The sequence below is a fragment of the Dyadobacter sp. 22481 genome, from assembly GCF_052044875.1.
GTDB classification, from domain to species: Bacteria; Bacteroidota; Bacteroidia; order Cytophagales; family Spirosomataceae; genus Dyadobacter; species Dyadobacter endophyticus.
Map to the genome: position 1 here is coordinate 955541 of NZ_JBQENV010000003.1, position 26242 is coordinate 981782.

Annotated in this window: 21 protein-coding genes; 12 read left to right on the forward strand and 9 right to left on the reverse strand. The window is 50.7% G+C overall.

What is annotated here, in order from left to right; genetic code table 11:
• Positions 1-219: 219 nt before the first annotated feature.
• Positions 220-1710, forward strand: a complete 1491-nt coding sequence (locus tag ACTJJJ_RS22680) for a helix-turn-helix domain-containing protein (RefSeq protein WP_440703109.1) — start codon at positions 220-222, stop codon at positions 1708-1710.
• A 134-nt stretch (positions 1711-1844) separates the two neighbouring features.
• The gene (locus ACTJJJ_RS22685) at positions 1845-2888 is read left to right on the forward strand and encodes a sterol desaturase family protein (protein ID WP_440703110.1); all 1044 of its coding nucleotides are present in this window, start codon (positions 1845-1847) and stop codon (positions 2886-2888) included.
• On the opposite strand, the gene ACTJJJ_RS22690 is transcribed toward ACTJJJ_RS22685, so the two are convergent.
• The 3 genes from ACTJJJ_RS22690 to ACTJJJ_RS22700 all read right to left on the reverse strand — a co-directional run bounded on the left by ACTJJJ_RS22690 (position 2837) and on the right by ACTJJJ_RS22700 (position 5282).
• Positions 2837-4000 (reverse strand): acyl-CoA dehydrogenase family protein, encoded by a 1164-nt coding sequence (locus ACTJJJ_RS22690; RefSeq protein ID WP_426291646.1) that lies wholly within the window; start codon positions 3998-4000, stop codon positions 2837-2839. The two genes, ACTJJJ_RS22685 and ACTJJJ_RS22690, sit on opposite strands and share 52 nt — an antisense overlap.
• Before the next feature lie 10 nt (positions 4001-4010).
• The gene (locus tag ACTJJJ_RS22695; protein ID WP_440703111.1) at positions 4011-4223 is read right to left on the reverse strand and encodes a type II toxin-antitoxin system HicB family antitoxin; all 213 of its coding nucleotides are present in this window, start codon (positions 4221-4223) and stop codon (positions 4011-4013) included.
• A 135-nt stretch (positions 4224-4358) separates the two neighbouring features.
• Entirely contained in the window at positions 4359-5282 is a 924-nt protein-coding gene (locus ACTJJJ_RS22700; RefSeq protein WP_440703112.1) for a sugar phosphate isomerase/epimerase family protein, read from the reverse strand.
• Between the two features lie 211 nt (positions 5283-5493).
• On the opposite strand from ACTJJJ_RS22700, the gene ACTJJJ_RS22705 reads away from it, so the two are divergent.
• From ACTJJJ_RS22705 to ACTJJJ_RS22725, 5 genes are all read left to right on the forward strand, one after another.
• Positions 5494-7077 carry an NAD(P)/FAD-dependent oxidoreductase gene (locus ACTJJJ_RS22705; protein ID WP_440703113.1) on the forward strand — a complete coding sequence of 528 codons (1584 nt, stop codon included), beginning with the start codon at positions 5494-5496 and terminating at the stop codon, positions 7075-7077.
• A 300-nt stretch (positions 7078-7377) separates the two neighbouring features.
• Positions 7378-8019 carry an NUDIX hydrolase gene (locus ACTJJJ_RS22710; protein WP_188935901.1) on the forward strand — a complete coding sequence of 214 codons (642 nt, stop codon included), beginning with the start codon at positions 7378-7380 and terminating at the stop codon, positions 8017-8019.
• A 166-nt stretch (positions 8020-8185) separates the two neighbouring features.
• Positions 8186-10981 carry a DNA gyrase/topoisomerase IV subunit A gene (locus tag ACTJJJ_RS22715; protein WP_440703114.1) on the forward strand — a complete coding sequence of 932 codons (2796 nt, stop codon included), beginning with the start codon at positions 8186-8188 and terminating at the stop codon, positions 10979-10981.
• Between the two features lie 181 nt (positions 10982-11162).
• Entirely contained in the window at positions 11163-11768 is a 606-nt protein-coding gene (locus ACTJJJ_RS22720; protein ID WP_188935903.1) for a SanA/YdcF family protein, read from the forward strand.
• Positions 11765-14284, forward strand: a complete 2520-nt coding sequence (locus tag ACTJJJ_RS22725) for a DUF5686 family protein (protein WP_440703115.1) — start codon at positions 11765-11767, stop codon at positions 14282-14284. Before ACTJJJ_RS22720 ends, ACTJJJ_RS22725 begins: the two co-directional genes overlap by 4 nt.
• 3 nt (positions 14285-14287) lie before the next feature.
• Here ACTJJJ_RS22725 and ACTJJJ_RS22730 read toward each other — a convergent pair whose 3' ends face one another.
• Positions 14288-15268, reverse strand: a complete 981-nt coding sequence (locus ACTJJJ_RS22730) for an ABC transporter ATP-binding protein (RefSeq protein ID WP_440703116.1) — start codon at positions 15266-15268, stop codon at positions 14288-14290.
• A 2-nt stretch (positions 15269-15270) separates the two neighbouring features.
• The gene (locus ACTJJJ_RS22735) at positions 15271-15849 is read right to left on the reverse strand and encodes a nitroreductase family protein (protein WP_188935909.1); all 579 of its coding nucleotides are present in this window, start codon (positions 15847-15849) and stop codon (positions 15271-15273) included.
• Between the two features lie 171 nt (positions 15850-16020).
• Here ACTJJJ_RS22735 and ACTJJJ_RS22740 point away from each other — a divergent pair, with 171 nt between their 5' ends.
• On the forward strand, positions 16021-16341 hold the full coding sequence (locus ACTJJJ_RS22740; RefSeq protein WP_090377922.1) for a heavy metal-binding domain-containing protein: 321 nt from the start codon (positions 16021-16023) through the stop codon (positions 16339-16341).
• A 21-nt stretch (positions 16342-16362) separates the two neighbouring features.
• On the opposite strand, the gene metF is transcribed toward ACTJJJ_RS22740, so the two are convergent.
• The gene (metF, locus tag ACTJJJ_RS22745) at positions 16363-17319 is read right to left on the reverse strand and encodes a methylenetetrahydrofolate reductase [NAD(P)H] (protein WP_440703117.1); all 957 of its coding nucleotides are present in this window, start codon (positions 17317-17319) and stop codon (positions 16363-16365) included.
• 385 nt (positions 17320-17704) lie between these two features.
• Positions 17705-18163 (reverse strand): GNAT family N-acetyltransferase, encoded by a 459-nt coding sequence (locus tag ACTJJJ_RS22750; protein ID WP_440703118.1) that lies wholly within the window; start codon positions 18161-18163, stop codon positions 17705-17707.
• Between the two features lie 115 nt (positions 18164-18278).
• Here ACTJJJ_RS22750 and ACTJJJ_RS22755 point away from each other — a divergent pair, with 115 nt between their 5' ends.
• On the forward strand, positions 18279-18992 hold the full coding sequence (locus ACTJJJ_RS22755; protein ID WP_188935915.1) for a YebC/PmpR family DNA-binding transcriptional regulator: 714 nt from the start codon (positions 18279-18281) through the stop codon (positions 18990-18992).
• On the opposite strand, the gene ACTJJJ_RS22760 is transcribed toward ACTJJJ_RS22755, so the two are convergent.
• Positions 18989-19450 (reverse strand): transcription elongation factor, encoded by a 462-nt coding sequence (locus tag ACTJJJ_RS22760; RefSeq protein ID WP_440703119.1) that lies wholly within the window; start codon positions 19448-19450, stop codon positions 18989-18991. The genes ACTJJJ_RS22755 and ACTJJJ_RS22760 overlap by 4 nt on opposite strands.
• Positions 19451-19807: 357 nt before the next feature.
• On the opposite strand from ACTJJJ_RS22760, the gene ACTJJJ_RS22765 reads away from it, so the two are divergent.
• Entirely contained in the window at positions 19808-23389 is a 3582-nt protein-coding gene (locus ACTJJJ_RS22765; protein ID WP_440703481.1) for a CotH kinase family protein, read from the forward strand.
• A 128-nt stretch (positions 23390-23517) separates the two neighbouring features.
• Entirely contained in the window at positions 23518-24438 is a 921-nt protein-coding gene (locus tag ACTJJJ_RS22770) for an aspartate carbamoyltransferase catalytic subunit (RefSeq protein ID WP_188935922.1), read from the forward strand.
• 8 nt (positions 24439-24446) lie between these two features.
• On the opposite strand, the gene ACTJJJ_RS22775 is transcribed toward ACTJJJ_RS22770, so the two are convergent.
• Complete coding sequence (locus tag ACTJJJ_RS22775) at positions 24447-25157, reverse strand: DNA alkylation repair protein (protein ID WP_188935924.1); 711 nt, start codon at positions 25155-25157, stop codon at positions 24447-24449.
• A gap of 84 nt (positions 25158-25241) precedes the next feature.
• Between ACTJJJ_RS22775 and ACTJJJ_RS22780 the strand changes: the two genes are divergently transcribed.
• Positions 25242-26132 (forward strand): SDR family oxidoreductase, encoded by an 891-nt coding sequence (locus ACTJJJ_RS22780; protein ID WP_440703120.1) that lies wholly within the window; start codon positions 25242-25244, stop codon positions 26130-26132.
• Positions 26133-26242: the final 110 nt, after the last annotated feature.

The window sequence follows — 26242 nt, forward strand, 5'->3', positions numbered from 1 at the left end:
TTTTTTGGTCGGATTAAGGTTGTCCGCCATATTATTAGGTCGCGATGACATGCGGGCGCCTTAAGGTGCACCTCCTCGCAACGATGCCGATCTGTGTGAACGGTCCCGTTTTTTTGTAATGCATGGATGCCGAATACAAGGCTATTTCTACTTTTGTGTTTCATTCGTTAAATTGCCTGTAAGCAAAATCGCACAAAATCAGGCTCATATATCAGCACTGTGGCTATTAATCAAGATAATGTAAGACTGGTTTTCGGACTCAAACTCAAACAGCTCCGGCTCGACAAGGGGATGTCGCTCAGCGAACTTTCCCAGAAATCGGGGTTGTCGATCTCCTATATCAATGAAATTGAAAAGGGGAAAAAATACCCGAAATCCGATAAGATCCTTGCATTAGCAGGCGCCATGGATGTCGATTATGATACGCTCGTTTCGTTAAAACTGAGCAAGCGGCTGGAACCGATTTCCGACCTGCTCAGCTCAAATGTACTGACGGAGCTCCCGCTCGAACTGTTTGGAATAGACCCCGCAAATCTGCTTGAAATCCTCTCCGACGCGCCTACCAAAATCAGCGCATTCGTGGGAACCCTCATTGAGATCGCGCGGAATTACAATATGTCGATCGAGAAGTTCTATTTCTCGGCACTGCGGACTTACCAGGAAATGCACGACAACTATTTCGAAGACATCGAACTCGAAGCGGAGCGTTTTCTGACGGAGCATCATGTAGAACCGGCCCGGCTGCTCGACGAACAGCAGCTTGAAAGCATTCTGAAAGAGCAGTACCATTACACGATCGAGCCTATCAACGAGCGTACAAATCCCGAGTTTGCCACCGTGCGTTCGCTGACGATCACCAATGCAAACGGTACACGGCTTCTGATAAATGCACATTTATCCTCCGTCCAGCGTGCATTTATCTACGGGCGTGAGATCGGATACTTGTATCTCAACCTGAAAAACAGGCTACATACGACAGCGCTGGTGGAAGCAGAGTCGTTTGAGCAGCTTTTGAACAACTTCAAAGCTTCCTATTTCGGCAGCGCGATCATTATTAAAAGAAGCCTGCTGGTACCAGCCATTGCCGATTTTTTTGCGCAAACAACCTGGCAGCCCGATAAACTGATCCAGCTTATCCACGATTTCAATACCACCCCGGAGTCATTCTGTTACCGGCTCAGCAATATCCTGCCGCGCTACTTCGGCATTAACCAGATCTTCTTTTCGCGTTTCAACAACTTCGTCGGGCAGAATATCTTCCATATGACCAAGGAAATGCACATTTCCAGGAAGCATTACCCGCACACCGTCCGCGATGAGCATTACTGCCGCCGCTGGGTTGCCCTCACGATCCTGAACGATCTGGGCGAGATTATTCAGGCTAAACAGCCGCCCCGCATCCTCTGCAAAGCGCAAAAATCGACGTACATCGATACGCAGGACCAGTATCTGGTAGTGAGTTTCGCGCAGCCGATGTCGCCGGCCCCTAACCTGAACGTGAGCGTGTCGATGGGTATTTATCTCGACGAGCAGACGCGGGAGAAGCTTGCATTTCTCGACGATCCGGCCCTGACATCCCGCGAAGTAAACCAGACCTGCGAACGCTGTTCACTGTTCGATTGCCGGGAGCGCATTGCCGCGCCGGTAATCCTGCAAAAACGGCACAAGAACGAAGAGCTCAGAAAAGCCTTAAAAAGAATGATTAACTAATCATTTTTGGTTACTTATAATATTTAAAGAACGTAAACCCGGGAAAATCTGAACCTTCAATGGGGGTTTCCTGTCAAATGAATGTCTAATAAGTAACCTGCCAGTTCTATTAGAAAAATCTTAGAAATAGGAGGGTGAAATTTTACAGTTCTCTTCTCAACTATCTTTGTTTACTATTTGAAGAAATTGCTATGCCCGGCACTTATGATTTTGAGGACCTCATTTTAAAACTGTCGACGCCGTTTTATATATGTCTGATCGGTCTTGAGATCTTTTTAACACACAAAACACCACACGGGGAGCTGGCCGAACGTCCGGCCTATTCGTTCAGGGATACGTTCACGAATGCAGCCCTCATGCTGCTCAACGGAGGGATCGATCTGCTTTTCCGCGCCGCCTATATAAGCGTATTGATCTGGTTTTACAATTTCTCTTTCGTGGAACCGATCTCAAATCCCGCAATGTACTGGCTCGCGTTGTTCCTCGCCGAGGATCTCGCGTTTTACACATTACATTATGTGGACCACCATTGCCGTTTGTTCTGGGCCGTGCACGTGACGCACCATTCGTCGGAGCACTTCAACCTCACTACCGGCTTTCGGTCGTCGGTTTTCCAGCCGCTCTACCGTTTCATCTACTTCATTCCGCTTACGTTAGTCGGTTTCAATCCGGCTGATATTATCGTCATGTACTCCATCACGCAGATTTACGGCATTATCGTGCATACCGAATATGTGGGCAAGCTCGGCTGGCTGGAATACATTTTCGTAACCCCCTCGCACCACCGCGTACACCACGCAAGCAACGTCCGGTATCTCGATAAAAACATGGGGATGTGCCTGATCATTTGGGACCATATTTTTGGCACCTTTCAGGAAGAGCTGCCCACCGAGCCACCCCGTTACGGCCTCACCAAGTCGACAGAACAACAGGGCCTCAGCCAAACCGTTTTCCACGAATGGAAGGCTATCGGGGAAGACTTCAAACAACCGGTGGATTTTAAAACAAAGCTAAAATACCTCCTCAAGGCACCTGGATGGTCGCCGGACGGCTCACGGGAAACGAGTAAGGATTTGCAGAAGAAGCTTGCGGCTATGCCGTCAGCCGTCGGCGGTCAAGAAGAACGTCACTTAAACGCCCCAATCCCCGTAATTTCTGCCCCCAAGATCAGCAAATGAATATCGTGCGTTCCCTCGTACGTGATCACCGATTCGAGGTTCATCATATGCCGCATAATGGGGTATTCACCTGTGATGCCCATGGCGCCGAGGATTTGCCGGGCTTCACGGGCTATGTTCAGCGCCATTGCCACATTATTTCTTTTAGCCATTGAAATCTGTACGGTCGTTGCATTGCCTGCGTCCATAAGCTGGCCAAGGCGCCATGCAAGCAACTGCGCTTTGGTAATTTCCGTCAGCATTTCGGCCAATTTTTTCTGTGTCAACTGGAATGCGGCAATGGGTTTGTCAAACTGAATGCGTTCAACGGCATACTTCACTGCTGTTTCATAGCAGTCGATAGCCGCCCCGACAGCACCCCAGGCGATGCCATACCGCGCTTTGTCGAGGCATTGCAATGCGGCTTTCAGGCCGATGGCGCCGGGGAGAATATGCGATTCGGGAATCGATACATGGTCAAAAACCAGCTCGCCCGTCGCACTCGCGCGTAGCGACCATTTGTTATGGATTTCCGGGGTTGAAAAACCTTCCATTCCCCGCTCGACGATCACGCCTTGCACCCTACCCTCTTCATTCCGCGCCCACACCACACCTACGTGCGCGAAAGGCGCATTGGAAATCCACATTTTGGAGCCATTAAGTACATAACCGCTATCCGTTTTGGCCAAATGCGTCATCATCCCGCCGGGATTCGAGCCATGATCAGGTTCGGTCAATCCGAAACAGCCTAACCATTCGCCCGAAGCCAGCTTCGGCAAATATTTCCGCTTCTGTTCCTCCGAACCAAATGCGTAAATCGGCCACATCACCAGCGAGCTCTGTACTGAAACCGTCGACCGCATGCCTGAATCGCCTCGTTCGATCTCCTGGCACATCAAACCGTAACTGGTATAATCCAGTCCACCCCCGCCATATTCTGCCGGAATAGTGGGGCCAAATACGCCCAGCTCACCAAATTTTGGTATTAAATACAATGGAAACGCTGCTCGCTGGGCAAAATCTTCGATAACGGGCTTGATTTCCCGATCAGAAAAGTCTCGCACAGCCTGCTGAATGAGGCGCTGCTCTTCGGTCAGAAGGTCGGAGATGCTGAAAAAATCGGTCTGGGTCATTGGAAATGAGTCAGGCGTGCATGAGCTTGCCTTTGGCTTTTGGGATCTCTCGACCTAACTCTTTTGCCGTTGTAAGGCATTCGTCGATCGCTGTTTGCACATTGGCTAGCGCCTCGCTCTGTGTTGCGCCATCAGCCATACATCCCGGAAGCTCGGGGACTTCAACAAGAAAAGACCGATCCTCCTCGCTCCAATACATAATCAATTCATACTTACTGTTCATAGCTGAAAAGTTTGTATTCTAAAATAATTGCCCTGACCTGCTTAACTTGATAGGGTTTCGCCTTGCTATCCAAAGGCTGAATATTTACAATTTCTGAAATATTCTCCTTATAAAAAATTGTATGGCTGCCTGAACCTATCCCCCAAACACCTTCTTCACATAAACCAAATCCTCCTTATGCGCCTGCACGCCGTCCATCGTCTTCGGCGAAGTTTTTTCTAGGCATTGCTCCAAAACCAGATGCGGTTTTACGCCCAGGCCGTCGAGCGCCTGCACCAATCTTGGATAGTCGATATCCCCTTCCGTGAACGTCTCCTGCCAGATACCATCTTTCGATTGCCGTAAATGCAGCTCGGCAATGCGTTTGCCGTACAATTTCACAATATCAAACAATGCCACCTGCGAATTGCCGGAACCGCGGTAAATCCAATGCACGTCGAGGCATAGCGATACGTTCTTGGGGTCGGTGGCTAGCAGCATATGATGAAACTCCCGTGCGGCTGCGCGCAGCTCCACGTCGTGCGTGTGATATGCGAGGGTGATCCCACGCTTTTTCAACTCCGCACCGAGCTTATCAAGGTTTTTCGCCTGCTCGGTCAGTTGTTCGTCGGATTTGTTCTTGTCACTTCCCCATTGAATAGGATTAGGGTTTGTCACGATGATTTTCGTATCCGCAGGTTTGAGTGCATCCGCGATCGCCAGCACAGACCCGATCGATTTGGACGCTTCCCCTGCTTCGTGCAATGAGGTATTGACGTACACGGAGGGCATCGCGAGCCGGTATTTTTTGAGTACCGGAAACAGTTTCGGCACCTCGTCGGCGTTGTTAAATGCGGGCTCATAGGCTTTCAGGCCCGTCTGGGCAAATTCCGCGAGTGACGCGTCCGGGTCTTTGCCCCAATCTTTGCCATCGCGGGCATAGAAGGTGATCCACGAATATTGGTTGCACGATAACGGCAGCGCAGCGGCATTTTGCCCGGCACGGGCAGCTTCGGAAAGCACTGCGGCCCCGGCGGAAACAGCCAGCGTGTTCAGGAATTGGCGGCGGTTTTGCGACATGGTTACACGGGTTTGGAAGTTTGCTTGATCGTCGTCCTGCATAAAAGGAAAATCGGGTGGTTTGTTACCCGGCGAGCGGGAATTGTCAGGGGGGCGGAGATCGTGATCTGTTGTCTGGAATCATCAAAAGTGGTCATCTGCGTTCAGAAATTGTCTGCTGTGAAAGTATGCGTACCTTTGCGGCATTAAAGGATAAATGCCTTTCCATCATATGCATCATACGCTTCAACTGACATTGGCGCCGGAAATCGCGCTGGACGACGACAATTTCCGTCGATTCGTAATTCAGAAACTCCGCCTGCGCGAAAGCGACAACCCGTTTATTCGTAAGACACGCCAATCGATAGATGCCCGTAGTCGGCAGGTAAAAATTAATGTTCAAGCCGAAGTTTACACCGGAGAAGCCCCACCCGCCTTGGCAGGCACACGTATTGTGTACCCGGATGTGAGCAAGCGCCCCCAGGCATTGGTCGTCGGTTGCGGACCGGCCGGTATGTTTGCCGCATTGCGACTGATCGAGCTGGGTATCAAGCCTGTTTTGTTTGAAAGAGGAAAAGATGTGCGTACCAGGCGGCGCGATCTGGCGGCTATTAATAAGGAACATCATGTCAATCCGGAATCGAACTATTGCTTCGGGGAAGGTGGCGCCGGAACTTATTCGGACGGCAAACTTTACACCCGGTCCAACAAACGCGGCGATATTCGCAGGGTGCTGGAAATATTCGTCGCACACAGCGCCAGCGAGCAGATATTAATTGACACGCACCCGCATATCGGCACCAACAAGCTGCCGGTTGTCGTTTCCGAAATGCGCGAAAGCATTTTGAAAGCAGGTGGGGAAATTCATTTTGACACCAAAGTCACCGACCTCATTGTCAGCGATAACCGCATTACCGGTGTGGTTACCAATGACAAAGATGAACATACAGGCATCGGCGTCATATTGGCCACAGGCCATTCGGCCAGGGATATTTACGAACTGCTGCATGCTAAAAACATCCTTATCGAAAGTAAGTCGTTCGCAATGGGCGTCCGGATCGAACATCCGCAAAATACGATCGATAAAATCCAATATCACTGTGAAACCGATCGCGGCCCGTATTTGCCGGCGGCGTCTTACAGCCTGGTGACGCAGACCCACTATAAAGGCGTACAACGGGGTGTTTTCTCGTTCTGCATGTGTCCGGGCGGGTTCATTGTACCGGCGGCCACTGCGCCCGGCGAGGTGGTCGTAAATGGCATGTCGCCCTCGCGCCGCGACTCGCCCTATGCCAACTCGGGCATGGTCGTAACCATCGAGGAAGCGGATCTTGCACCCTACAAAGATTACGGCCCGATGGCAGGCTTGCAACTTCAACGCGAACTGGAACAAGCCGCTTGCAAACTCGGAGGAGCCACACAAACTGCGCCGGCGCAACTGGCGGTTGATTTTATTAAAGCCCGTACCTCCGCCCACCTGCGTGACACTTCTTATCAGCCCGGTCTGCAATCCGTCGATTTATACGACGTGCTTCCCGGCCATATTGCATTCCCGTTGCGCGATGCATTGTCGGATTTTGGCCGTAAAATGCGCGGTTACCTCTCCGGCGATGCCCAGCTGATCGGCGTCGAAAGCCGCACTTCCTCCCCCATCCGCATCCCCCGTGAGCGTGAAAGCTGCGAGCACCCTGAAATCAAAGGTTTGTTCCCTTGCGGCGAAGGTGCGGGATACGCAGGCGGCATTATGTCGGCAGCCATGGACGGCGAAAGATGCGCAGAGCAGCTTGCGAAGCTGTATGCCGGAGCGCCGGCCTAGACGGTTACAATCGACGTAAGTAATTGTTATATTTGCATACATTGATTGCAACAACTATCACACACTTGTTATGCCTGAAATTTTCAGAATGTTCGGCATGAAGTTTTTCATCTATAGCCTGGAACATCTACCATCCATATTCATGTCAGGAATGCAGACGGAACTGCCAAGTTCGAGAAGATTTGAGCCTCGAAAGCTTTTTCGACTTCAAAAGAGTGCTCAACTACGCAAAGATTTAGGTTTCGTACGTTAACTTAGGCGTAATGTTCTGCCACCTAACTCTTCAACACCTCAGCCAACATGGCCCCATTGGAATCATTTTCCTCTTTTACCGAACAATTAACCCAAAAATTGAAGTATCCGCTACCTGGTGAGACGGCCCACCAGGTGATGCAGGCTTCCTCCCGGCTTCGACTGACTTTCAAACCCAATGCCCGCACACGCAAAAGTGCCGTTCTCATCCTTTTTTATCCCTACCAGAACCAAATTTACTTCCCGCTGATCCTCCGGCCAGCCTATGACGGCGTGCATAGCGGGCAGGTCGCATTCCCTGGCGGGCGTTATGAGCTGAGCGATGAGAACCTAATCCGCACTGCCTTGCGGGAGGCGCAGGAAGAGATCGGTCTTCGGCTGACGGATGTCAAAATCCTGGGTGCATTAACGGAGCTTTTCATTCCTGCGAGTAACTTCCATGTGCTGCCGGTAGTGGCCGCGATGCCCTACCGTCCCGACTTCTATCCCGACGCGCGAGAGGTAGAAGATATTTTTGAGATCAAACTCGAAGAAATTTCTGATATTAATATTATCGGTTCGAGTGACATCCAAATACGTGGAGAACAGGTACATGCGCCGCATTATATGGTGCAGGGTTACAAAATTTGGGGTGCTACGGCCATGATGGTCAGTGAGCTACTGGCTGTGCTGAATGCGCCGGACAACTAAGTTTTATTGCTTAAATTGCTATATTAGCAGTTAATTCAACCTGATCTTCCGGTAAACTTCACCCTGTTTCCTTCTTTTTGAATGAGCCAGTCCCCCAATGAAGACCGGGAAGCGGATGGCTGATCAATTTTTTCTGGATACTTAAAACCTGGTTCCTCCTGCATTTATGGACGAAAACGGAGCTGCGCCCGACGTAGAAGACAGCGGATTGCATGATAAACTGCCCATTTCGGGCTTATACGAAAACTGGTTTCTTGATTATGCCTCTTATGTAATTCTGGAACGTGCCGTTCCGGCGATCGAAGACGGTCTGAAACCCGTTCAGCGGCGCATTATGCACGCGCTCAACGAGATGGACGACGGCCGCTTCAATAAAGTGGCCAATGTCGTAGGCTCGTCCATGCAGTACCACCCGCATGGAGACGCGTCTATTTACGACGCGATCGTCAATATCGGGCAAAAGGAACTGTTGTTCGATACGCAAGGTAACTGGGGCGATATCCGGACAGGCGACGGCGCTGCGGCGGCACGTTACATTGAGGTCCGGTTGTCGCGCTTCGGGAAAGAGATCGTTTTCAACGACGACACTACCGAATGGCAGCTTTCCTACGATGGCCGCAAACGTGAGCCGATCACACTGCCGGTCAAATTCCCGCTGCTGCTTTCGCTGGGCGTGGAAGGTATCGCGGTAGGTTTGTCGACCAAAATACTCCCGCACAACTTCTGCGAGCTCATCGAGGCCTCCATCAGCATTCTGCAAGGCAAAGACGTGACTATTTACCCTGATTTTCTCACCGGCGGCCTTGTCGACGTTTCCAACTACAACGACGGCCATCGCGGCGGAAAAGTGCGGGTACGTGCCAAAATCGAAGAAGAGGATAAGAAGATGCTCGTCATCCGGGACATTCCTTTTGGCACCACTACTACTTCCCTCATCGAATCGGTCATCAAAGCGAACGACGCGGGGAAAATCAAGATCAAAAAAGTGGTGGATAACACGGCGGCGGATGTGGAGATCCAGGTCCATCTCGCGACCGGTGTTTCGCCCGATATTACGATGGACGCCCTGTACGCATTTACCGAATGCGAGGTTTCCATTTCGCCGAATGCGTGTATTATCATCGCTGAAAAGCCGCATTTTGTCGGTGTAACCGAGATTTTAAAATACAACACCCAGCAGACCGTCCATCTCTTGCAGCGCGAGCTGGAAATCAAGCGGCTGGCATTGCTGGAAAAAATACTCTACGGCTCGCTCGAAAAGATCTTCATCGAAAACCGCATTTACCGCGACATCGAGGAATGTGAAACTTTCGAGGCTGTGATCCGGACCATCGACAAAGGTTTGGAACCTTACAAACCACAGTTTTACCGTGAAATCACCGACGATGATATTGTGGAGCTCACCGAAATCCGCATTAAACGGATCTCGAAGTACGATGGCTTCAAGGCCGACGAGCTGATGCGCAAATGGCAGGAGGATTTGGCGGAAACCGAGGACAACCTGGCACATATCACCCGTTTCGCGATCGAATATTTCAGGGATTTGTTGAAAAAATATGGCAAAGGCAGAGGCAGAAAGACCGAAATCCGTGCATTCAACCAGATCTCAGCGAATATCGTGGCCGCCAATAACCAGAAACTGTACGTCAACCGGGCGGAAGGTTTTATCGGTTACGGCTTGAAAAAAGACGAATACGTGATGGATTGCTCGGATATCGACGACGTGATCGTATTCCGCGGCGATGGTTGTTGTGTGGTCACAAAAGTACAGGACAAGGTTTTTGTAGGAAAAGACATTATCCACTGCGCTGTTTTCCTTAAAAATGATGAAAGGAAGGTCTATAACCTGGTGTATGTCGACGGCAAAACCGGCGTATCCTACGCCAAGCGCTTCCAGGTAACGGCTGTCACCCGGGACCGCGAATATGACCTCACGCAGGGAACGCCGAAATCGAAGATCACGTATTTCACGGCGAACGACAACGGTGAGGCCGAAATCATTACGGTTAATCTCCAAGCCCAAAGCAAAGCGAAGGTCAAGCAGTTTGACTATAATTTCGCCGAACTATTGATTAAAAACCGAAGCGCGATGGGTAACATCCTGACCAAATATCCCGTCCGGAAACTTACCCTGAAACAAGCCGGCCGCTCGACGCTTGGCGGTGTGGATATGTGGTTCGACCCAATCATCGGCCGCCTGAACCGCGACGAGCGCGGCGAATACCTCGGCAATTTCGGCCCGACCGACAATATCGTCGTCATTTACAAAGACGGCAGCTACGAGCTCACGAACTTCGACCTGACCAACCATTATGAGCCGCACGAGGTATTGCTGGTCAAGAAATTCGACACCAAGCTACCGATTACCGCCATTTATTATGATGCGGGCCAAAAACAGCATTTCATCAAAAGGTTCAACATCGAGACCTCTTCGCTGGACAAGAAATTCCTTTTCATCAGCGATTCGAAAAACAGCAAGCTGATCCTCGCCAGCACGGATATTCGTCCGCGACTGGAAATCGTTTATCCCAAAACAGCTCAAAAAGAGCAAAGCACCGAGGAATACCTGGTAGAGGAAATGGTCGATATCCGCGGATGGCGCGCGCAGGGCAACCGCATCCCGAACGACAAGTTCAAGGACATTCGCTGGCTCGAACCGCTCACAGTACCCGTGGAAGAGCCTGAGGTCGTGGCCGGCGATCCGGCGGCAGGCGATCCGGCGGCAGGCGATCCGGCGGCAGGCGATCCGGCGGCCGGCGATCCGGTATCAGAGGAAGTCGCCGACGAATCTGCCGACGATGCGGCGAATGCTTTCGAAGAAAATACTGTTGATCCGGAAGAGGATGAAGATGGTGGCGATTCATCAGATGACGCGGATTCTGAACCCAAAGGCGAGCCAAAGCCAAAGAAAGAAGGCAAAAAAGGTTCTGACCCAAAAAGTCAACTAGGGCTGTTCGAATGACCACCGGCTGAACCGGTAGCTAATCCACAAGCAACAAAAGTACCCGCCGATCGCGTACATCAGATTTAAACGCCGATGTACGCGATGCGGCAGAATTTCCAGGAACTGAAAATTCAAAAAGGCAACACGCGTACAGGTGAAAAAATTGATCAAAATCATATTAGCCTTATTATTTGCCTGCATGGTTTTCATCCTGCTTTGTAATTTCTGGGTAGTGTATTGTACGCGGCAATACTCCTATTTCTCGATCGAAAACCTGCCACCGAACGACGTGGCGCTGGTGTTGGGTACGAGCAAAAAGTCGGAGAAAGGAGGCGAAAACCTTTTTTTCAAATACCGTATGGAGGCCACCGCCAGGCTTTTCAAGGAAGGAAAAATCAAATACATCATCCTCAGCGGAAACAACGATTCGCAATACTATAATGAGCCGCTGGATATGCAGCGTGCGCTGCTGAACCTGGGCATTCCGGAGAATGTGATGACCCTCGATTACGCCGGTTTCCGCACGTTCGATTCGATCATCCGCTGCAAAGAGGTGTTCAATCAGGACAATTTCACCATCATTTCCCAGAACTTCCATAACGCCCGGGCGCTATATATTGCGCATAACGAAGGCATTAACGCCATTTCTTTCGCCGCGCAGGATGTTCCCGACGGCTATTCCTTTCGTACGCTCATACGCGAGTACCTTGCACGCCCGAAAGCCGTGCTCGACGTTCATATCCTGCGCCCGGCAGCGGACGTTACTTCTAATATCCAAATAGGCAAAAATGAGCATGAGGAATGAGGCCGCGCCGGAACATAGCCGCCCTGATCTTTCTCGTTGGCCTCTTTTGCACGAAAGGCTTCTCGCAAACGACTTATACCATTAAAGGCCGGATTACCGATGCCTCCACGGGTGACCCTATTCCCTTTGCGAACCTCGGCATCCGCGCGCAGCTCGGCGGCACCACGACCAATTTTGATGGCATCTACGAGCTGAAATTCACTCCTCCTGCTGATTCTGTGACTGTGACGTACGTGGGATACACGAGCCGCAGCAAGGCTATCATGCCCAATCTGCCCGAACAGGTCATCGACATCCAGCTTTCGCCCGGGACCACGCAGCTACGCGAGGTTAAAATCCTGGCAGGCGAAAACCCAGCCTACGCAGTAATGCGAAAGATTGTGGCACGTAAGAAGGCCAACAATCCCGATGAACTGACGGCATACGAGTACGAAGCTTACAATAAGATCCAAATCGATATCGATAACCTTTCGAAGGGGTTCAGAGACCGCAAGTCGGTCAGGAAAATGACCCATGTGCTGGAAAAATTCGACGAGGTGAAGGGAGAAAATGGGGAGACAATTATCCCGATCTTCATTTCCGAGTCCGTTTCCGGCGTTTTTTACCGCCGCGATCCGCAGAAAAAGAAGGAGGTCATCAATAAAACAAAGGTTTCGGGTGTGGGGCTGACGGACGGCAGCGTCGTTTCCCAGCTTATCGGCTCTACATTCCAGCAATATAATTTTTATAACAACTGGCTGAATATCCTGCAAAAAGACTTCGTTTCGCCCATTTCCGACAACTGGAAACTTTATTACGAATATTACCTGGCCGATAGCGTCGACAATGGCTCGGGCTACGATTACCACATTGAATTTGAACCGCGGCAAAAGCAGGACCTCGCATTCACGGGCTCACTGTGGGTCGACGGGCAGACATTCGCATTAACGCAGATCGATGTGAGCGTCGACAAGCGGGCAAACCTCAACTACATCGACCGCATCAAAATCCAGCAGTCTTACGAATTATCGGAGGATGAAAAGAGCTGGCTGCCGCATAAAACCCGCGTATTGATCGATGTGGCCGAGCCTGCCCCGCAAGCCGCTGGTATGCTGCTGAAATTCTATTCAGCCCAATCCAAATACAAGATTAACTCGCCGCGCGACAGCCGGTTTTACGACACGGCCATTGAACTAGCCGAAAATTACCGCGACCATGATTCTACTTACTGGGCAAAAAACCGCCCGGAAGACCTGAGTCCGACGGAAAAACTGACTTTTGAACTGATCGATTCGCTGAAAGCCCTGCCGGTTGTTAAAACCTACACCGAGCTCCTCAACATTTTTGTCAACGGCTACAAAAGGATCGACAAATGGAATATCGACGTGGGGCCGTATCTGTTTTTATATGCCAATAATAAAGTAGAAGGCCACCGTTTCCGTCTCGGCTTCCGAACCGATCCGGGATTTAGCAAAAAATGGATTTTCAGCGGCTACGGCGCGTATGGCACGCGCGACCACGACTTCAAATACGGCGGCGGGCTCGACTACATCATCAGCAGAAAGCCCTGGACAATGGCCGGCGTTTCTTATTCGAAAGACCTGGAACGGCTGGGTTTGTCCCCCGAAGCGATCGGCCCCAGCACTATTTTCGGTGCATTATCGAGGTTCGGCGCATTCCGGCGTCCATACTGGCAGCAGGATATCTCCGCCTATTTCAAAAGGGAAGTCGTGAAAGGGCTTACCGGCAGTGTGCAGCTCCGTCACCGCACCTTTGACCCGCTCTTTGCATTCACCTACCGCACCGATCCGGCAGCCCGTGAAGATTCCCCTGTGAAGAGTGCGTTCGACATTACCGAAGTAAATTTCGAAGCGCGGCTCGCTCAGAAAGAGACCTTCTTATTGAATGATAATGAACGAATTAGCATGGGGAATGGCAACTCGCCCGCATTTACGCTGCGCTACACGCACGGCTTCAAACATTTGCTGGGCGGGGATTTCAATTACAACAAATTTTCCTTCAATATCCGGCAGAGCTTCCGCGCGGGAGTGATCGGACGTACCTATTACAATGTTACGTTCGGCTATATTCCTTCCATCCTGCCCTACCCGCTGCTTTATACACCGCTGGGTAACGAATCATTCTTTTATGTGGAGAATGCGTTTAACCTGATGCGCTATTTCGAGTTTATCAGCGACCGGTATTTCGCCTTGCGTATGGAGCACAATTTTGAAGGTTTTATATTAAACCGCATTCCGGCTATCCGGCGGCTGAAACTGAGGATGCTGGCTACGGGCAGGTTGTTCTATGGAAGTATCAGCCATGCCAACGAGACACTTACCACCACTACCGACGAGTCGGGCAAGCAGGTACTGGCATTCAACCGGTTAAATTCAAAACCTTATATCGAACTCGGCTACGGGATCGATAACATTTTCCGCACCGGGCGCGTCGATTTCATTCACCGGCTGACCTATCTGGATAACCCGAATGTGACACCATTTACTGTGAAAATTTCCTTCTGGTTTAAATTGTAGGGATTACAAAATGCTTTTGAGGTCTTTGGAAGCATAAGTCAAATGCACTTCCTGCCCGATTTCGAGGTCGGGTTTGTTACGGTAAAAGGATAACTGCTCTTTTCCTTTAATACAACGGATTTCCCAATGGTTGCCGTGGAAACGCACAGCCTCTACTTTGCCTATCCAACGGCTTTTTTCCGGGTTACGCGTCGGCTTGATCTTTTCGGGGCGAATGTAAAACTGCTTTTTGCCTTTTTCGCCGGCGATCCAGTTAATATCGCCTGTCAGCTCAGCCACGTAGCTGTTTGCCGGGTTGTTGTACACTTCCTGCGGCGTACCGATCTGGATAATTTCACCATCCCGGAGCACAGCGATCCTGTCCGACCAGGCCAGCGCGTCGGCCGCCTCGTGGGTGACGAATATGCAACTCATTTTCTGCTGCCGGCGCAAGCGCTCGATCGCGTCTGCCAGTACGCGACGGTTATGGTTGTCCAAATGGGCGAAAGGCTCGTCGAGCAGCAGCACATCCGGACGTTCGGCAATCGCCTTGGCAATGGCAGTGCGCTGTTTTTCACCGCCGGAAAGGAGTTTGGCCTTGCGGTCTTTCACACTCTTCAATGCGGTCGTTTCCAGCAACTCCGCCACTTTTTCGAGTCGGTAATCCGGCTCATAAAAGCGCAGGGAATATGCGATATTCTCCTCGACCGTCTGATTGGGAAACAGTTCAAATTCCTGATGAATGAGCCGGATCGCCTCGTGGCCCGGCATGAGCTCGCTCGCCACCGGTTTCAGCAATTGTCCCTTGAAAAAAACATCACCTTGCTCCGCATCCAGGAAACGTCCCAGAATGCGTAGCAAGGTGCTTTTCCCCGACCCGCTCTCGCCCAGAATGCCCAGCCACTCGCCCGGCGCGAGTTCGAGGTCGATGCCGGCCAGGACGGTGTCTGTACCAAATGTTTTGGTGATCTTTTGTGCGCGCAGCGTCGGTCGGGACTGTTTCATGCTCAGGCCCAGGTGATTTTTTCTTCGATTGTGCTATTGCGGCGTACCGGCGTTTCCGGGGCATTGTGGTAGCCGAGGTAATAAAGGCCCAGGCATTTCTGTCCTTCGGGCAAGCCCAGGAATTCGCCCAGCTCTTTCAATACCGCGGGGCTGCTCCAATACGAGCCAATGCCGTACGCAGTGGCGGTAAGCCACATATTTTGCACCGCACAGGCTACCGCGGCTGTTTCTTCCCACTCGGGCAGGTCGTTCGGGTGAAGCTCCGCATTGATAGCGATCACACAGGCCGATTTCAATATCTTTTCGCCGGCAGCCTCGTAACGCGCCTGCGAGAATGATTCTGCGGGCGTATTGTTGCGGTACCGGTCCATGAAGAAGCTCGCCAAATGCTGCAACTTCTCCTCGCCACGGAACACAATGAAGCGCCAGGGTTCCGTGCGCTTGTGTGTAGGCGCGTAGTTGGCGTTTTCGAGGATATTTTCGATCACTTCCTGCGGGATCTCCTTTTGGATGTAGTTCGGTGGGAAAATGGCCCGGCGTGTGCGGATGATATGATTAATGGTATCTACTGTCTGTTCCATTGTAAATTGTTTTACTGCTCAAATCTGGTCAAAGGGCAAAACTAACGATTATACCCAAAATTCACCCCGAACTCGTGTTACTTTGCCGCTAAACCATTATTTTCAGCCTCCTCTTTGGCAAAACCCGTAATTTGGCCCGTCAAAACCAACACCAACCAAACTTCAACTCGCATGCTTGTTACTACTACCCCGAACATCGAAGGTAAAAGAATCACAAAGTATATCGGACTGGTGAATGGTGAAGCCATTATCGGGGCCAACTTCGTCAAAGACTTTCTGGCCGGCATCCGCGACGTCGTGGGCGGGCGCTCCGGCTCGTACGAGCAGGGGCTGCGCGAGGCCAAAAGCATTGCTATCCGCGAAATGATGGAACAGGCGCAGCGCCTGGGAGCCAATGCGGTGATCGGCGTGGATATCGACCTGGAAACAATCGGAAATGGCAGCTCGATGCTCATGGTGAGCGCCAACGGTACCGCGGTGTGCTATGAATAACAGCGCCGCGGCGCATTAAATTTAGAATACGCCCCGGGCGATCTGCGATACGTTATCGGACTTGCCCATTGTATAAAAATGAAGCACCGGCACGCCGTAGGCCATCAGCTCCTTGCATTGCTGAATGCCCCATTCGATACCTACCTGACGTACTTCTTTATCCGTTGCGCATTTTTCAACTTCGTTCACTAGGTCTTGCGGGAATTCCAAATGGAATATATCAGCCAGCACCGTCAGTTGTTTCCTCGTTGATAACGGTTTCAGGCCGGGAATAATCGGTACGGTAATGCCCTCGGCGCGGCAGCGCTCTACGAAACTGAAATATTTCTGGTTATCGAAAAACATCTGGGTCACAATGTAATTAGCGCCCAGCTCGATTTTCTTCTTCAATGCCGCGTAGTCCGAATCGAATGACGCCGCGTCCAAATGTTTTTCAGGATAGCCGGCGACGCCGATGCAAAAGTCTGTCGGCGACATTTCGGTTTCGGCGTTGAGTAAAATTCCTTTATTCATATTGTCAACCTGCGTTACCAGCTCCGAAGCATAGGTGTGCCCGCCTTGTTTCGGTCTGAAAACACCCGCCGATTTCTCAGGGTCGCCGCGCAGCACCAGCACGTTGTCGATGCCCAGGTAATGCAGGTCAATCAACACATCTTCGGTTTCGTCTTTGGTAAAGCCGCCGCAAATCACATGCGGCACCGCATCCACCTTGAAACGTTCCATCAGTCGGGCGCAAATCCCGACAGTGCCGGGACGCTTGCGGATCGGGATACGTTCAATTGTACCGTCGGGACCGACGCGGTCGATCAGCTCTTCGCGGTGATAGGTTACATCTACAAAAGGGGGATTGAATTCCATCAAAGGTTCAATGGAATTCAGCAGCTCATTGATATTCTGCCCTTTCAGCGGCGGGATGATCTCGATCGAGAATAGGGTTTTGCCTTCCGCACGGCGGATGTACTCGGTAACTTTGGTCATCTAGGATGATGTGGTGTGTTGTAAAGGAGTACAAAGAAAGCAAAAAAAAATGGCCTACCGCATTACAGTAGGCCATTCCACGTAAACCCTCCTCTATCAGTGTTCGTCAAAAATGTTAATTGGGTTTCTGACAGGGCGTCAGGCCCAAAGCAACAATTTGCTTGACTGAATACTAATAACTAAAATTCTGTGCCAAATTAGGAAAGAATGCGCTTATGAGCAATTTATATCAAACTTTTTTTATTGAAATGTAGATAAGCTACTACATTTTTTTCAAAAATCCTGTTTTAACAGCGTTTTAACACATTTACCAGTTACATGCAGTGTTTACTAATTCACCACTTTTGGGAAATCATTCCCCAAAAGGTTACACATCTTGTAATTTCTACTGAATTGCCCTCGTCATTTCGATATGTTCGATATCATCTTCCAGATAAATCTCGCTCGACTGCCTGAAACCGAACGACTCATAGAACCTTTTGAGGTACAGCTGTGCCCCTATTCGGATCGGGACCTTGCCATATAATTCTTCCAGTTTTTGAATAGAAGCATTGAGCAGTTTGATACCATACCCTGCCCCGCGCCCGCGCGGCGACACGACGATACGCCCGATTGCCGGATATTCATACGACACTCCGGGTGGAACAATGCGTGAAAATGCCATCAATTCACCATCACGGTAGCCCGAAAGATGGTGGCTTAATTGATCCTTGTTATCCATATCGAGAAAGCAGCACCGCTGTTCGAGGACGAAAACCTCGCTTCGCAAGCGTAGAATGCCGTAGAGCTCAATTGTAGTAAGTTCGTCGAAGGTTTGAAAGCGCCAGTCTAGCTGATAATTCATGAAAGTATTGAGCAAAAGAATTTATTTTATCTGATATTGACCGTTTTTATAAATTTGCGCACAATTAGCAATACCAAGGTACCAACATTAAAATAACTAATAATACATTACAAGTATGGGAAGGGCTTTTGAATACAGAAAGGCACGGATGTTCAAGCGGTGGGACAAGATGGCCAAAACTTTCACCAGGATTGGCAAGGAGATTGTTCTCGCCGTGAAAAACGGGACCGCCGACCCGGCCACCAACTCCAAACTCCGGGTGCTGCTGCAAAACGCAAAAGCAGTGAATATGCCCAAGGAAACTGTCGAAAGGGCTATCAAACGGGCCTCTTCCAAGGATCAGGAGGACTACAAGGAAATGGTGTATGAAGGTTACGGCCCTCACGGGATCGCCATTCTCGTGGAAAGCACCACCGACAACCCCACACGCACCGTTGCCAACGTAAGGAGCTACTTCAACAAGCTGGGAGGAAGCCTCGGCACAATGGGCATGCTCGACTTCATCTTCGACCGTAAATGCATTTTCAAAATCAAAAACACCGGCAAGGACATCGAAGAGCTGGAATTCGAACTGATCGACGTAGGCGGAGAAGAGGTGTTTTTGGATGAAGAGACCAATCTGATCAACATTTACGGAGAGTTCCCCGCCTTCGGTGCATTGCAGCATTATTTTGAAGAGAATGGCTACGAAATCGTCGAAGCGGATTTCGAACGCATTCCGAACGATACCAAAACATTGAGCGACGAACAGGTTGCAGAAGTCGAAAAACTGATCGAGAAGATTGAAGAAGACGACGACGTGGTACGTGTGTTCCACAACATGGCTTAATGCAGCGCCACAATCCGGTGTTGTTTTTTCATAAATTCAAAAAAAGTCCCGGGCTCCTTACCTAACAGGGAAGCGCCCACGGGCGATGAAGATGAGACTGCTATCACGGTCTCATTTTCTATTTTAACGGCTCCCAGGCTCACGGCGATAAAGAACCACCCGGCTGTCGTTTCCAGCAGCGAGCCTACCGAGCTGCGTGCAGCCGCACTGCGCACCGGTGCATCGCTTTCGCCGATCTTTTCGAGGATCAGCCGCTCCTGCCGCGCCTGCTCGTACTGCCGCGCATGCATATTGCGGTCAAGCTGCCCCATCGAGCGCGACGTTTCATATTTATCCCCCATCGAGCTCTTACCCTGATCGTTCGCCGATTCCTGCGCCGCCTCCATGGCGCTCCACGCTACCTGCATGCGCTCGTCGAGAAGTGACTTTATGTGGGCGATTACCGTTGCCTTATCCATTTTCCAAATTGTGTTTGCCACAAATATAACAAGGCACTCGGCAATTATCCTTCGATCCGGAACGCAACCGGGCAATCACCCATAGCCGCAAAAAATCTCGCTCTTCAATTACGAATTATTTCGATAATAGACTACACCAAAAAGCGAAATAATACAATGGATATGAAATTATTTATCAGGATATCCAGAGCTACATTTAAAATCACACAACTTACTGAACATTAAGCCAATAAAGCAGAAAAATACCTCAAAATAACTGCCGGTTTATTAGTATTTCATCTACAATAATTTTAATTTCTGTCAGAAAAATCTCCATCTATCATCATGAAATATTTATACTACATAGTATCAATGGCGATGTGGGCCTCGTGCACTGTCTGCCTGGGTCAGTCTATCAAAATTAATGAGTTGATGGCTTCTAATTCCGCTTCCTATCTGGATGAAACCGGCTCCGACGAGGATTGGATCGAGCTTTACAATGCAGGCGGGGTCGCGGTCGACCTGGGCGGTTACTACGTCAGCGACGACCCGGGCGAGTTGAAAAAGTTTCAGTTACCCAGCGGCACGGGCAATCTGATCATCCAGCCCGGCTCATTCCTTATCCTCTGGGCAAGTGGTGTGCCGTCGCGAGGGCCGAAGCACCTGGGATTTGGCCTCAGCGGAGACGGGGAGCAGTTCCTGCTCGTTGCGCCGGACGAAACGATTATCGATCAGGTCATTTTTCCCAAGCAACGAACAGACGTGTCGTTTGGCAGGAAAACCAACGGGTCCGTTGAAATCGTCTATTTTTCGCCATCCTCGCCCAACGCGAGTAATGTGGCGGCTAATTCCTATACAGGCTTCGCCTCCGCACCGATTATGAGCGTGGAAAGCGGCTTTTTCCAAAACAGTTTTAATCTGACTATTTCCACGGCCGCGCCGGGCGCGGAAGTGTACTACACAACCGACGGCTCCCAACCGGACAAGGACAATATCACGCCGCCTGGCAAAGCCTATCAATACAAAAACCAGTACCCGAAAGACCCTGGACAATCGGCTGGGCCTACATTCACCAACAATTTCCTGACGCTGAAACAGAATTCGCCGGTCGATATCCAGATTACCGACAAGTCGGCCCAGCCGGATGTATTCGCGTCGATTTCCGCCACCAACGATTTCACCCCTACCTATAATTCGGTCCCCATGAAACCGGTATACAAGGGCACAGTTATCCGCGCGAAGGCTTATGAGGCCGGAAAACTGCCCAGCGATACGGAGTCGCGTACATACCTGTTCACGGCGGACGGTCAACCGAAATCACAGCTCGCGGTATTCTCGATCAAAACCGACCCGGACGATATGTTCGATTATGAGGATGGCATTGGTGTTGCGGGAAAGGATTTTGTGGATTGGCGCAATAGCAACCCCGGCGCCGGATCGTTCGGCGTTCCGGTCGGCAATTACCACCGCGGTACCGAAATCCCGTCGAACGTGGAAGTACTGATCAACGGTAGCGTGGTGATCAACCAGGACCTGGGTCTGCGCATTCATGGGCAGGGATCAAGAGCCCACGACAAGAAAAGTTTCCGGCTGTACTCCACCGGCCCGAATGCATCGCAAAGCGATATCGACTATCCCCTTTTTCCCGCGTTACCATTTCACACATTCAAGCGGGTTATCCTCCGGAACTCAGGAAATGATTACGAGCGAACACTCATGAAAGATTCTTACATCCACCAGATCGCCAAAGGGCTGGACATGGAATTGCAGGAATACCGGCCCGTTACCACTTACCTGAACGGCGAATATTGGGGCATTCACGACCTTCGGGAGCGGGAGGACGAATACTATTTCGCGAGCCATTACGCGCTGGAACCCGAGAACATAGAGTTTTTTGCAGATCCCGACATTGAAAACAACTCCGGGCATTACGCCGACCTGTCCAATTTTATCAAAAGCAATAATATGGCCGATGCCAACAACTACAACTATGCTTTGGACCGGATGGATATGGACAATTTCATAGACTACTGCATTCTCGAACTCTATTGCGCTAACTGGGACTGGCCGTATGGCAACATCACTTACTGGCGCCACAAAGTGCCCTACAATCCATCCGCCGGTAAGGGCAAAGACGGACGCTGGCGCTGGGCGCTGTTCGATGTAGACCTGAGTTTTGAGGATGTGACTGCCAACCAGTTTCCGAAAGCATTGGGTGCTCCGGATCATTTGCTCCAATATCTCCTGCAAAACCTGACTTTCCGGAACAAATTCATCAACCGCTACGCCGACCTGATCAACTCCCACTTTCTACCAGCCCGGCTTCTTGCCCAGATTGATGTTTGCAAAAACCTTATCGCAAACGAAATACCTAGAAATATCGAGCGGTGGAACCGCCCTTCGAGCTATGCTACCTGGGAATCGAACGTCAATCTCATGGTGAATTTCGCTACGAACCGGCCGGGTGTCGCGCGGAGCCATATTCAAAGCCAGTTCAACCTCGTCGACGGCACACGGTCCCTCACCGTCAACGTCTCGAACCCCAACCACGGCTATGTGCGTGTCAATACGATCGACATCCTGCCGACCACACTCGGCGTTGCTGCTACCCCCTATCCCTGGACTGGTACCTATTTCAAAAACGTGAATATTACATTGACAGCGGTTCCCAAGCCGGGCTATAAATTCCTGCAATGGGAAAACGCCTCAAACCAGGTTGTTTCCAACACTGCAGCAATTACGTTTGCCCCCTCCTCCACGACGCCCTTATTTCGCGCCGTGTTTGCTGTGGATGTCGCACCCGTGCAGGTCCCAGCTCCCCTGGACGCCGGCGCATGTGTATACAATTTCAACGCCTGGCTTGCCACGGCTACCGGAAATACCTTTCCCGACAATATGCGGTTTGTCTATATGGAAAACGACGATCCCGGCCTTACCTCGAACGTAGTGGGCTTCACAAGCGGCGTTTACAACCTCACCAGCCGCACACGGATCAACGGCCTGAACGACGCCGGTATTTCATTTATCAACACGGGCAACGCAGCGGGTAACCCCGGCTACCCCGGCATGAAACTCGGAGGAGCTATTCTTGCATTGAACACGACGGGAAAAACGCAGGTCAGCGTAAAATGGACGGGCGGTACGATTACACCCAATACCAGGCCGTACGCGCTCCGCCTGCAATACCGTCTTTCCGAAACCGGGCCATTTACGGACGTCCTGAACACCAGCAACCAGCCGGTGGAATATGTCCGGTCGGCTACGGCGGGGCATGAGCAGGTAATCAACTGGGTAGCGCTTCCCGCAGAGGCACTGGACAAACCATACGTTCAGTTGCTGTGGCGGTATTACTGCACCGACCCTACTGCCACCGGTGCCCGGGATGAATTGCGCCTCGACGACATTACCGTACAAACCTGCACCAACCCATTGCCGGTAACACTGCTAAACTTCAACGCAAAGGCGGTAGAAGAGAAGGTGTTGCTGACCTGGGTAACCACAGAGGAAAAAAATAGCGACTATTTTGATGTGGAGCGATCCAACGACGCACGCAGATGGGCAAGTATCGGCCGCATCAGCGGAAGAGGGACTATCAGTGCATTCAGCGAATATCGGCTTGAAGACCCGCAGCCGCTTCCCGGAACCAGTTACTACCGGCTCAAACAGGTAGATACCGACCAATCCTTTACCTATTCGCATATGATACCGGTTCAGCGTCCTGGTTTTGCGGTGAGTGTTTTCCCGAATCCTGCGGATCACATATTGTATATTAAACTGGCTAATCAAAAAGACCGTTTCAGCTATATTATATCCGATGTTTCCGGGCAGGTCAGATTGCGTAGCTATGCCGCGCAGGGGCGGTCGTCGATACCCGTCGGAAGCCTCTCTTCGGGACTGTACCTGATACGGATACAGAACAATGACGGGACGGCTACTTCACTGAAATTTATCAAGAAATAAGTACCCGCTCAAACTCCGGCCTTGCCTTAAAGTGGCAGGGCCGGAGTTTTGTTATCCGAAAATCACCTTCGGATTTTCGCATTGACCGCTTCCTTATTATCTTTGCCAAACTTTCTTGAATACAAACAATGACACAACTTTCGGTCCGGCACTTACTTGGAATTAAAAACCTGAACGAGAACGACATTCAAACTATCTTAGATACAGCGACTCAGTTCAAAGAAGTCATTAACCGTCCCATCAAGAAAGTCCCTTCCCTTCGCGACATTACCATTGCCAACGTTTTTTTCGAAAATTCCACCCGTACAAGGCTCTCATTCGAGCTGGCGGAGAAAAGGCTTTCTGCCGATGTAGTGAATTTTTCGGCTTCCGGCAGTTCGGTAAAAAAGGGGGAGACATTGCTCGACACGGTCAACAATATCCTCGCCATGAAAGTGGATATGATCGTGATGCGCCACAGCAGCCCCGGGGCGCCGCATTACCTGTCTACCCGCATTCCGGCGAACGTCGTAAATGCAGGTGACGGCACGCACGAGCACCCTACCCAGGCATTACTCGACGCGTTTTCAATGCGTGAAAAACTCGGAGACCTGACCGGCAAAAAAATTGCGATCATCGGCGACATTACGCATTCACGCGTGGCATTGTCCAATATTTTCTGTTTGCAAAAATTAGGCGCGGAAGTGATGGTATGCGGCCCATCAACGTTGATTCCTAAACATTTGGGCGAACTAGGCGTGAAGATCGGACATAATGTGAAAGAGGCATTGCAATGGTGCGACGTCGCGAACGTGCTGCGTATACAGCTGGAACGGCAGCAGATCAAGTATTTCCCTTCGCTGCGCGAGTATTCGTTGTATTATGGAATCAACAAAGCCATGCTCGATGAGCTGGACAAAGAAATCGTACTAATGCACCCGGGACCTATCAACCGCGGCGTGGAACTTTCATCCGATGCGGCAGATTCGCAGCATTCGATCATTTTGAACCAGGTCGAAAATGGGGTGGCCGTACGAATGGCCGTACTCTATTTATTGGCGCAGCAATAACCCGCCGGTCAACACCTTACTTCCTTTCGTTTCCTCCCGAGAAGGCCTTTGTCCCATGTTTTTTGAATGTAGTCGGGCGGATATGGCACTTTGCATTCGGTATTGCCGACGTCAACCTTCACTTTCCCAATCCTTTTACCAACTTCCATCGCCTTCTCTGCCAGCGGCGGATAATAGGAGCCCACCGCGATCACGAAGCCATTCATTACATACCGCACGCGGTTCTGAGCGGAATGCACTTCGCGTTCGACCCGGTTGAGCAATCGCTCGATTTCGCCTTTGTCGAGCTGATCGTCCGGCGTTAGGGCCAAAATGCACCCCCAGGTCGCCCACCCTGCATCGGCTGTCAGTTCGTCATCGGACTCGATCCATTTTCGGGCCATTTCAAATTTATAAGGACTTTCGGCTGCATTCCAGGCCACCGTGTACTCGCTGATCATGTACCACGAAGCCCCCTCGATCCATTCGTCGAGCACTTCGGGGGTCATCAACACAGGTCTCGACATCAGCCCTGCCAGGTACATCGCATCTGAATTGCCGGTTTTGAACAATTCCAGCGCCAGTTGGTGGTTATTTCGATGTTTTTTGAGGATCGGCTTCATGTCGCCGATCTTCACGCCGTACAATGGCTCCGCCGCCCCATGGTTCCTGAAAGTTTTGAGGGTCTGCTCACTTCCCAGCAGCGCCAGCTCGTTCATTATTTCCCTTACCTGGTCCATTTCCGGATGATTTGGTTTTCATTCAAAATATAATGTTTTTAAAGAAAAATTTACTTTTCATCCCATTCTAAAAATACATTTATCATGACATATACCGAAGGAATGCTTCGCGATGGGGCACTCGAAAACAAAACGATCATCGTCACCGGAGGCGGCACCGGGCTGGGAAAGTCAATGGCCTCCTATTTTCTCCGTTTGGGCGCGAATGTGGTGATTTGCAGCAGAAAAGCGGAAGTGTTGGAAAGAACCGCATCCGAGTTGAGAGTGGAAACCGGCGGCAACATCATTTTTGCAGAATGCGATGTCAGAAAGACAGAGCAAATCGAAAATGTGATCGCAAAAGCCATTGAAACATTCGGCCGGGTCGATGGGCTGGTCAACAACTCCGCTGGGAATTTCATCAGTCCCACGGAACGGCTTTCGTACAAGGCTGTCGATACCGTGGTCGACATCGTGCTGCGCGGAACCTACTATTTTACATTGGCTCTGGGTAAATACTGGATCGAGAACCATATCAAAGGAACTGTGCTCAATATCGTCACCACCTATGCCACCACCGGTTCGGGCTGGGTAGTACCGTCGGCCATGGCCAAGGCAGGCGTATTGACCATGACCAAGTCGCTGGCATTTGAATGGGCCCGGCATGGTATTCGCCTCAATGCGATCGCTCCCGGCCCGTTTCCTACCAAAGGTGCCTGGGACCGGTTGTTTCCCGAGGAGCTGGCCAGGAAACTTTCCTTCGAAAACCGCATTCCGCTCGCGCGCACCGGTGATCATCAGGAATTGGCTAATCTCTCCGCCTATCTGATTTCCGACTTTTCGGCCTATATGACGGGCGAAGTCATTACCCTCGACGGCGGAGAAGTATTGGGTGGCGGGCAATTCAATTTCCTGAAAGAAGTAACTGACGATCAATGGGATGCCATCGAAGATCAGGTCAAATCGGCAACCCGCGGCGGGAAGAGTCCCGAATAAAAATTTTATTACCGTTTTATTGGGTAATTTTGCCCGTTCGTTCGTTATTTGACAAACGATGAATACACGTACATGAGAACAAATCTTCGCTTTTGTATCTATATAATGTC

Excerpts from the sequence above, each read along its gene's own strand:
- ACTJJJ_RS22750 (WP_440703118.1), bottom strand. The coding sequence starts at position 18,163 with ATGAATTATCAGCTAGACTGGCGCTTTCAAACCTTCGACGAACTTACT.
- ACTJJJ_RS22690 (WP_426291646.1), bottom strand. The coding sequence starts at position 4,000 with ATGACCCAGACCGATTTTTTCAGCATCTCCGACCTTCTGACCGAAGAG.
- ACTJJJ_RS22755 (WP_188935915.1), top strand. The coding sequence starts at position 18,279 with ATGGGAAGGGCTTTTGAATACAGAAAGGCACGGATGTTCAAGCGGTGG.
- ACTJJJ_RS22720 (WP_188935903.1), top strand. The coding sequence starts at position 11,163 with ATGGTTTTCATCCTGCTTTGTAATTTCTGGGTAGTGTATTGTACGCGG.
- ACTJJJ_RS22705 (WP_440703113.1), top strand. The coding sequence starts at position 5,494 with ATGCATCATACGCTTCAACTGACATTGGCGCCGGAAATCGCGCTGGAC.
- ACTJJJ_RS22775 (WP_188935924.1), bottom strand. The coding sequence starts at position 25,157 with ATGGACCAGGTAAGGGAAATAATGAACGAGCTGGCGCTGCTGGGAAGT.
- ACTJJJ_RS22740 (WP_090377922.1), top strand. The coding sequence starts at position 16,021 with ATGCTTGTTACTACTACCCCGAACATCGAAGGTAAAAGAATCACAAAG.
- ACTJJJ_RS22760 (WP_440703119.1), bottom strand. The coding sequence starts at position 19,450 with ATGGATAAGGCAACGGTAATCGCCCACATAAAGTCACTTCTCGACGAG.
- ACTJJJ_RS22695 (WP_440703111.1), bottom strand. The coding sequence starts at position 4,223 with ATGAACAGTAAGTATGAATTGATTATGTATTGGAGCGAGGAGGATCGG.
- ACTJJJ_RS22700 (WP_440703112.1), bottom strand. The coding sequence starts at position 5,282 with ATGTCGCAAAACCGCCGCCAATTCCTGAACACGCTGGCTGTTTCCGCC.
- ACTJJJ_RS22730 (WP_440703116.1), bottom strand. The coding sequence starts at position 15,268 with ATGAAACAGTCCCGACCGACGCTGCGCGCACAAAAGATCACCAAAACA.
- ACTJJJ_RS22780 (WP_440703120.1), top strand. The coding sequence starts at position 25,242 with ATGACATATACCGAAGGAATGCTTCGCGATGGGGCACTCGAAAACAAA.
- ACTJJJ_RS22765 (WP_440703481.1), top strand. The coding sequence starts at position 19,808 with ATGTGGGCCTCGTGCACTGTCTGCCTGGGTCAGTCTATCAAAATTAAT.
- ACTJJJ_RS22725 (WP_440703115.1), top strand. The coding sequence starts at position 11,765 with ATGAGGCCGCGCCGGAACATAGCCGCCCTGATCTTTCTCGTTGGCCTC.
- ACTJJJ_RS22735 (WP_188935909.1), bottom strand. The coding sequence starts at position 15,849 with ATGGAACAGACAGTAGATACCATTAATCATATCATCCGCACACGCCGG.
- ACTJJJ_RS22710 (WP_188935901.1), top strand. The coding sequence starts at position 7,378 with ATGGCCCCATTGGAATCATTTTCCTCTTTTACCGAACAATTAACCCAA.
- metF (WP_440703117.1), bottom strand. The coding sequence starts at position 17,319 with ATGACCAAAGTTACCGAGTACATCCGCCGTGCGGAAGGCAAAACCCTA.
- ACTJJJ_RS22715 (WP_440703114.1), top strand. The coding sequence starts at position 8,186 with ATGGACGAAAACGGAGCTGCGCCCGACGTAGAAGACAGCGGATTGCAT.
- ACTJJJ_RS22770 (WP_188935922.1), top strand. The coding sequence starts at position 23,518 with ATGACACAACTTTCGGTCCGGCACTTACTTGGAATTAAAAACCTGAAC.